The 6,969-nt window shown below is 67.0% G+C and carries 6 protein-coding genes; 4 read left to right on the top strand and 2 right to left on the bottom strand.

Annotation, left to right across the window (positions count from 1 at the left end):
* Positions 1 to 258: 258 nt before the first annotated feature.
* Entirely contained in the window at positions 259 to 924 is a 666-nt protein-coding gene (locus tag NWF34_RS06560; RefSeq protein WP_006434784.1) for a trypsin-like peptidase domain-containing protein, read from the bottom strand.
* A 332-nt stretch (positions 925 to 1,256) separates the two neighbouring features.
* Between NWF34_RS06560 and serA the strand changes: the two genes are divergently transcribed.
* Positions 1,257 to 2,852, top strand: a complete 1,596-nt coding sequence (gene serA, locus NWF34_RS06555) for a phosphoglycerate dehydrogenase (protein ID WP_159405878.1) — start codon at positions 1,257 to 1,259, stop codon at positions 2,850 to 2,852.
* Positions 2,849 to 3,859, top strand: a complete 1,011-nt coding sequence (locus NWF34_RS06550; protein ID WP_159405879.1) for a 3-isopropylmalate dehydrogenase — start codon at positions 2,849 to 2,851, stop codon at positions 3,857 to 3,859. Before serA ends, NWF34_RS06550 begins: the two co-directional genes overlap by 4 nt.
* Positions 3,860 to 3,958: 99 nt before the next feature.
* On the opposite strand, the gene NWF34_RS06545 is transcribed toward NWF34_RS06550, so the two are convergent.
* Positions 3,959 to 5,197, bottom strand: a complete 1,239-nt coding sequence (locus NWF34_RS06545; RefSeq protein ID WP_223121894.1) for an MFS transporter — start codon at positions 5,195 to 5,197, stop codon at positions 3,959 to 3,961.
* A gap of 138 nt (positions 5,198 to 5,335) precedes the next feature.
* On the opposite strand from NWF34_RS06545, the gene NWF34_RS06540 reads away from it, so the two are divergent.
* On the top strand, positions 5,336 to 6,109 hold the full coding sequence (locus tag NWF34_RS06540) for a fumarylacetoacetate hydrolase family protein (protein ID WP_258324425.1): 774 nt from the start codon (positions 5,336 to 5,338) through the stop codon (positions 6,107 to 6,109).
* Complete coding sequence (locus NWF34_RS06535) at positions 6,106 to 6,930, top strand: alpha/beta fold hydrolase (protein ID WP_159405881.1); 825 nt, start codon at positions 6,106 to 6,108, stop codon at positions 6,928 to 6,930. Before NWF34_RS06540 ends, NWF34_RS06535 begins: the two co-directional genes overlap by 4 nt.
* Positions 6,931 to 6,969 lie beyond the last annotated feature (39 nt).

Below are 6,969 nucleotides of genomic sequence, written 5' to 3'. Positions count from 1 at the left end.
ATCCCACAACTGCAGGAACTCGACTTTGAAACCGAGTGGATACGACCGCTGCCCACTAGGAGTACGGCCGACCTCGACACTGATAGTCATCACCCATTCCGATCCCCGCACACCCCGCCAGCTGTCTCACAAACAGCCTGACAGGATGCGGGCGGGCTGGTGGAAATGCCGAAAAAGGGTGGGTTTTCGTAGGGCCCCGGGAAAGCGCGACGCCCCGGGTGGAAACCCGGGGCGTCGCGAGGGAAGTTCGATCAGACGTCAGGCGACGCGGTATCCCTTGTAGTCGGGAAGCGAGGCCACCCGGTCGAGGATCGGTTTGATGTTCGTACCGGTCTCCGGGCCGAAGCAGCCGAGGAAGTAGTAGGCGTTCACCATGCCGACGAGGCGGTCGCCGACGACGACCGGGCTACCGGAGTCGCCCTCGATCACGCACAGCTGGCTCAGATGGACGTCGCCGTCGGAGAACCAGGCGATGCCGCAGGTGTTGCCGGTGGTGCGGCCTTCCTTGCAGGCAATGGTGGGGAAGCCGATAGGCCGGGTGTCGACCGATCGGATCGTCACGCCACGGACGGTCCGGAGCGGCACCACGCGCGAGGCGTCCATCTCGATGATCGCCATGTCGAGGTCGGAGGCCGAGTAGGTGATGGTGCCGGCCTGTCCACGGTCCTGGAAGGTCTCCGAATAGACCTTCTGGCCGGGGTTGCCACAGTGGCCCGCGGTGATGCCGATCAGTTTGCCGGTCTTCGAGCGGCCGATCGTCGTCAAGGTGCAGGCCGCAGCCGAGTTCCCACCTTTGAGAACCAGGATTCCTGAGCCGCCCCCGAGGAAGATCTTCGCCGGGGCCGCGACCGCGACGCCCGCTCCCCAGCCGGCCAGCACCGTCGCAGCCAAAACCGCCAACAGTGCCGTCAGCTTCTTCGTCATCCGCTCTCCACTTCTGATTTCGCAATGCGCCGAAACGCCTGCCGCAACTCATCGCGGCAGGCGGTCAAACACACCGTACCGGGAGCCACCGTCGTTCGCTCCTGCGTGGGATCGACCCGCGGTCGGTTTGCAACCCTTCCGTGATGCAGGCAACAGCGTGTCGTAATGCCCGTCACACTCTACCCAGCCGCACGGAGGCGACTCCTCTTTTGGGGTAGACCGCCTGTTCTGAGCCATCGACCAGACCTTTAAGCTGTGGTACGGAGAGTCTCCGACGCTCCGTCCCGCCAAAGGTGAGAAATCGCACCTGCCCCGAACCTGGAGAAAAGACTGTGAGCTCTGCTGGCCGCCCGGTTGTACTCATCGCCGACAAACTGGCGCCGTCCACCGTGGAAGCACTCGGTGACGGTGTCGAGGTGCGGTGGGTCGACGGCCCGGACCGTCCCAAGCTGCTCGAGGCCGTCGTCGACGCCGACGCCATCCTCGTGCGTTCCGCGACGACTGTCGACGCCGAGGTCCTGGACGCCGGCAAGAAGCTGAAGATCATCGCGCGTGCCGGTGTCGGTCTGGACAACGTCGACGTCCCCGCCGCCACCGCTCGCGGTGTCATGGTCGTCAACGCGCCGACCTCCAACATCCACACCGCTGCCGAGCACGCGATCGCGCTGCTGATGTCGGCGTCGCGCCAGATCCCGGCCGCTGACGCCACCCTGCGTGAGAAGACCTGGAAGCGTTCGGCGTTCAACGGTGTCGAGATCTTCGACAAGACCGTCGGCGTCGTCGGTCTCGGACGCATCGGCCAACTGGTCGCCGCCCGTCTGGCCGCCTTCGAGACCCACATCATCGCCTACGACCCCTACGTGTCGCCGGCCCGCGCCGCTCAGCTCGGCATCGAGCTGGTCAGCCTCGACGAGCTCCTCGAGCGCGCCGACTTCATCACCGTGCACCTGCCGAAGACCCCGGAGACCCTCGGCCTCATCGGCGCCGAGCAGCTCGCCCGCACCAAGAAGGGTGTCGTCATCGTCAACGCCGCCCGCGGTGGTCTGATCGACGAGCAGGCACTGGCCGACGCCATCAACTCCGGTCAGGTCCGCGCCGCCGGCCTCGACGTCTTCGCCACCGAGCCCTGCACCGACTCGCCCCTGTTCGACCTCCCGCAGGTCGTCGTGACCCCGCACCTCGGCGCCTCCACCAGCGAGGCCCAGGACCGTGCCGGCACCGACGTCGCCAAGAGCGTGCGTCTCGCCCTGGCCGGTCACTTCGTGCCCGACGCCGTCAACATCACCGGCGGCGCCATCGACGAAGAGGTCGCACCGTGGCTCGAGGTCGCCCGCAAGGCCGGTGTCCTCGTCGGCGCCATCAGCAAGGAGCCGCCGACCTCGCTGGTCGTCGACGTCCGCGGCGAACTGGCCGCCAAGAACGTCGAGGTGCTCGGACTCTCTGCTCTGCGCGGTCTGTTCTCGGCCGTCCTCGACGAGCCGGTCACCTTCGTCAACGCCCCGGCCGTCGCCGAGAGCCGTGGTGTCACCAGCGAGGTGACCACCGCTCCGGAGAGCCCGAACCACCGCAGCGTCGTCGACGTCAAGGCCGTCTTCGCCGACGGTTCGATCCACAACGTCTCCGGCACGCTCACCGAGCCGCGTCTCGTCGAGAAGATCGTCAACATCAACGGACGCAACTTCGACCTCCGCGCCGAGGGCCACAACCTGATCGTGAGCTACGCCGACCGTCCCGGTTCGCTCGGCAAGATCGGCACCCTGCTCGGCGATGCCGGCGTCGACATCCTCGCGGCTGGCCTGTCGCAGGACGTCGAGGGTGGAGGCGCCACCATGATGCTGCGCGTGAGCAGCGTCTTGGCCGACGAGGTCGTCGAGGCCATCGGTGCGGCCGTGGGCGCCACCCTGATCGTCCAGGTGGATCTGTCGTGAAGCTCGCCGTCATCGCCGGCGACGGCATCGGCCCCGAGGTCATCGGGGAGGCGCTCGGCGTCCTCGAGTCCGTCGTCCCGTCGGTGAGCACCACCGAGTTCGATCTCGGCGCTCGCCGCTACCACCGCAACGGTGAACTCCTCACCGAGGCCGACCTCGAGTCGCTGCGTCGTCACGACGCAATCCTGTTGGGAGCCATCGGCGATCCGTCGGTGCCGCCCGGAATCCTCGAGCGCGGTCTCTTGCTCACCATGCGCTTCGCCCTGGACCACCATGTGAACCTGCGCCCGTCGCGCCGGTTCCCGGGTGTGTCCTCGCCGCTGGCGGGCGACCCGGAGATCGACTTCGTCGTGGTCCGTGAAGGCACCGAGGGGCCCTACACCGGCAACGGCGGCGCGATCCGCGTCGGCACCCCGCACGAGGTGGCGACGGAGGTCAGCGTCAACACCCGCTTCGGCGTAGAACGTGTGGTGCGCAACGCGTTCCAGCGCGCGCAGCAGCGTCGTAAGAAGCTCACCCTGGTCCACAAGACCAACGTGCTCGGCTTCGCCGGATCGTTGTGGAGCCGCGCGGTCGAGGAGATCGGCGCCGAATTCCCCGACGTCACCACCGATTACTGCCACGTGGACGCGGCGACCATCTACCTGGTCACCGATCCGGGCCGCTTCGACGTGATCGTCACCGACAACCTGTTCGGCGACATCATCACCGACATCGCGGCTGCCGTCAGCGGTGGCATCGGACTCGCGGCGTCGGGCAACATCGATGCCACCGGCGCGAATCCGTCGATGTTCGAACCGGTTCACGGCTCGGCACCCGACATCGCCGGCCAGGGCAAGGCCGATCCGACCGCGGCGATCCTGTCGACGGCGCTGCTTCTCCGGCATCTCGGCGAGAACGACGCCGCGGCACGGATCGAGAAGGCCGTCGCCGATGACCTTGCCGAACGCAGCGGACCGGTGAACACCAGCGAGGTCGGCAAGCGCATCCGCCAACGGCTCAGCTGAGACGTTTGGCGGATCGCCACAGATCCACCGGATACAGATCATCCCACCACCCGACCCGGGTGGTGGGATGATCTGTATCCGCCGTGTTTGCGGGGCGGGTCAGACCTCGGCCAGTTCCTCGACCCGCAGATCCTGATCATTGGGGACCAGGGCGGCGGCGACCAGCGGTGCGAGCGCGGTGACCGCGAATGCAGCCGGGAAACCGGCAGCGGCGATCAGCGCACCCAGTACGGGCGTGGTCGCGGCGGTGACCAGGAACTGGCCGGTGTTCTGTACCGCGAGTCCGCGCCCGCTCCAGTCGGGACCCGCGAACTCGGCGATGGCGGTGAACGCCAGCCCGTTGTCGGCAACCGAGATGATGCTCGCCACCGCCATCAGCGCGGGAGCGACCGGGCTGTCGAACCAATCCGCCAGTGCGAGAGCGCACATCGAGGCAACCCCGGTCACGGCGATGATGCGAACGGGGCGCATCCGTGACAGCCACGCGTCCGACCATCGGCCCGCGGCGATCCGGCCGAACGCGCCGATCACCTGGGTCACGGTGATCAGCAAGCCCGCAGCGGCCGGTGACCAGTCGTGCGCGACGATCAGCCAGGTGGGCACGAAGGTCCACATCATCGACTGCGGGATGACGAGCAGCATGCTGACGGCGTGGACGCGCGCGAGGAACGAATTGCCGCGGTACGGGTTTGGACGGGTGGCCGGAACATCGCCGGTTCCGCTCGGGGCCGCACGCCGCGGCGGGTCGCTGATCCCGACGAGCACGGCCAGCAGCCCCGCGGCCGTGATCACGGCCGGGATCGCCAGCGCCGCAGCGGGTCCCTGGGTCGCAGCGACGACCGGCATCGTCAATGCGCACACGCCGATGCCCAGGGGTTGCGCCATCTGGCGGATGCCCATCGCGGTGCCACGTTGATGAGCGGGGAACCAGCCCACCACGATTCGGCCGCTGGCCCCGTTGGCGGCACCGGAACCGATCCCGCCCACCAGGAGAGCCGCACCGACGACGACATACGACGCGTCGACGGCCGCGGCCACGGCCGCGCCGGTGGCGCCGGCCAGCGAGATCGACAGGGAGATCGCCAGGATCCGGCGTTCGCCATAGCGGTCCAGCAGGATTCCCCACAGGATGGTCGCGGTGGTGAGGCCGATCGTGGGAATGGCGGCCAGGGTCGACGCCTCGGTCAGGGTGAGTCCGGCGTCGGTGTGCAGTGAGGGAATCAGATATGCGATGCCGCTGACGACGCAGGTGGTGGTCAGCGCGGCGAGAAGTGAACAACCGAGGATGACCCACCGTCTGGTGTCGGAAATGACTCTGGCGTCATCCATGAAACTCACCTCTCCCGTTGCACACGCGGATTCGCATCGTCTGAATCTCAGAATATGGAACAAACTGTTCACATTCTAAAACCGCTGGCCGGGTCCGCCAACTCGGCTCCCAACGGATGGGATCGGTCGGTGCGATAGGGTCTGGACATGCGCTTAGGTCGAATTGCGAGTCCCGACGGAGTGGCTTTCGTGTCCGTCGAAGGGGAGGGCGACGACGCCGTCGCCAAGGAGATCGCCGAGCATCCGTTCGGCACCCCGACGTTCACGGGACGTTCCTGGAAAATGGCCGACGTCCGTGTGCTGGCCCCGATCCTGGCCAGCAAGGTGATCTGCATCGGCAAGAACTACGCCTCCCACGCGGCCGAGATGGGTGGTGAGGCGCCCGCGGACCCGGTGATCTTCATCAAGCCGAACACCTCGATCATCGGACCCGAGGTCCCGATCGTGCGTCCGCCGTCGTCGGAACGCGTGGACTACGAAGGTGAGCTCGCCGTCGTCATCGGCCGGCCCTGCAAGGATGTCAAGGCCGCACAGGCCAAGGACGTCATCCTCGGCTACACGATCGCCAACGACGTGACCGCCCGGGATCAGCAGAAGATCGATGGACAGTGGACGCGCGGGAAGAGCTACGACACCTTCTGTCCGCTCGGTCCCTGGATCGAGACCTCCTTCGACCCTTCCGACGTCGAACTCGTCACCGAACTCGACGGTGAGGTCAAGCAGCGGACGCGGACCTCGTTGATGCTGCACGACATCGGCGAGATCGTCGAGTGGATCACACGGATCATGACCCTGCTCCCCGGCGACGTGATTCTCACGGGCACGCCCGAGGGTGTGGGACCCATGGTTGCCGGACAGCGGGTCTCGGTGACCGTCAACGGAATCGGCACGCTCTCCAACCCGGTGGTGGACAAGGCATGACAGCTCCCAATACGGCACGCGTCAACGGCATCGACATCTCCTACAGCGTGGCCGGGAGCGGCCCGCTGGTCGTGATGGTCATGGGCACGGGCAGTCCCGGTCGCGTGTGGAAGGCCAATCAGGAACCGGCACTGGTGAAGGCCGGCTACACCGTCGTCACGTTCGACAACCGTGGCATCGCCCCGTCGTCGGAATGTCCCGAGGGTTTCGGCCTGGATGACATGGTCGCCGACACCGCCGCGCTGATCGAACATCTCGGCCGTGGTCCGGCGATCGTCGTGGGAACCTCGTTGGGCGCCCGGATCACCCAAGAACTCGCCCTGGCGCGGCCCGACGTCGTCAAGGCCGCTGTTCTGATCGCCACCTACGGCCGCAACACGCCACTGCAGGAAGCGATCTCGGCCGGTGAGCGTGCGCTCTACGACAACAAGATCAAGCTGCCGCCGGAGTACGAGGCCGCGATCACGGCTCATCTGAACCTGTCGCCGCACACGCTCGACGACGACCGCTCCGCACGGGACTGGCTCGACATCATCGGGTTCTCGCCGCAGACGGTGACCCCGGGGGTGCGCGCTCAGCTCGAGCTCCACAACAAGGAGTCGGACCGACTCTCGGCGTATCGCAACATCACGCGCCCGACACTCGTCGTCGGGTTCGCCGACGATCGCACGTTGCCGCCCCACCTCGCGCGTGAGGTGGCCGAGGCGATCCCGGGTGCGGAGTACGTACAGATCGAACGTGCCGGGCATTTCGGCTATCTCGAACAACCGGCCGAGGTGAACCGCGTCCTCGTCGACTTCTGCGGGCGTTTCCGGGACTGAACGCGCCGGTCAGGGCTCGACGGGGTTTCGATACCCTGA

This window comes from Gordonia sp. GONU (genome assembly GCF_024733855.1).
GTDB classification, from domain to species: domain Bacteria; phylum Actinomycetota; class Actinomycetes; order Mycobacteriales; family Mycobacteriaceae; genus Gordonia; species Gordonia amicalis.
This window is presented reverse-complemented; position numbering and strand designations above follow the sequence as displayed.

What these genes read in the sequence shown, in the direction of transcription:
- NWF34_RS06560 (WP_006434784.1), bottom strand. Translation starts at nt 924, where the DNA reads ATGACGAAGAAGCTGACGGCACTGTTGGCGGTTTTGGCTGCGACGGTG.
- NWF34_RS06540 (WP_258324425.1), top strand. Translation starts at nt 5,336, where the DNA reads ATGCGCTTAGGTCGAATTGCGAGTCCCGACGGAGTGGCTTTCGTGTCC.
- NWF34_RS06535 (WP_159405881.1), top strand. Translation starts at nt 6,106, where the DNA reads ATGACAGCTCCCAATACGGCACGCGTCAACGGCATCGACATCTCCTAC.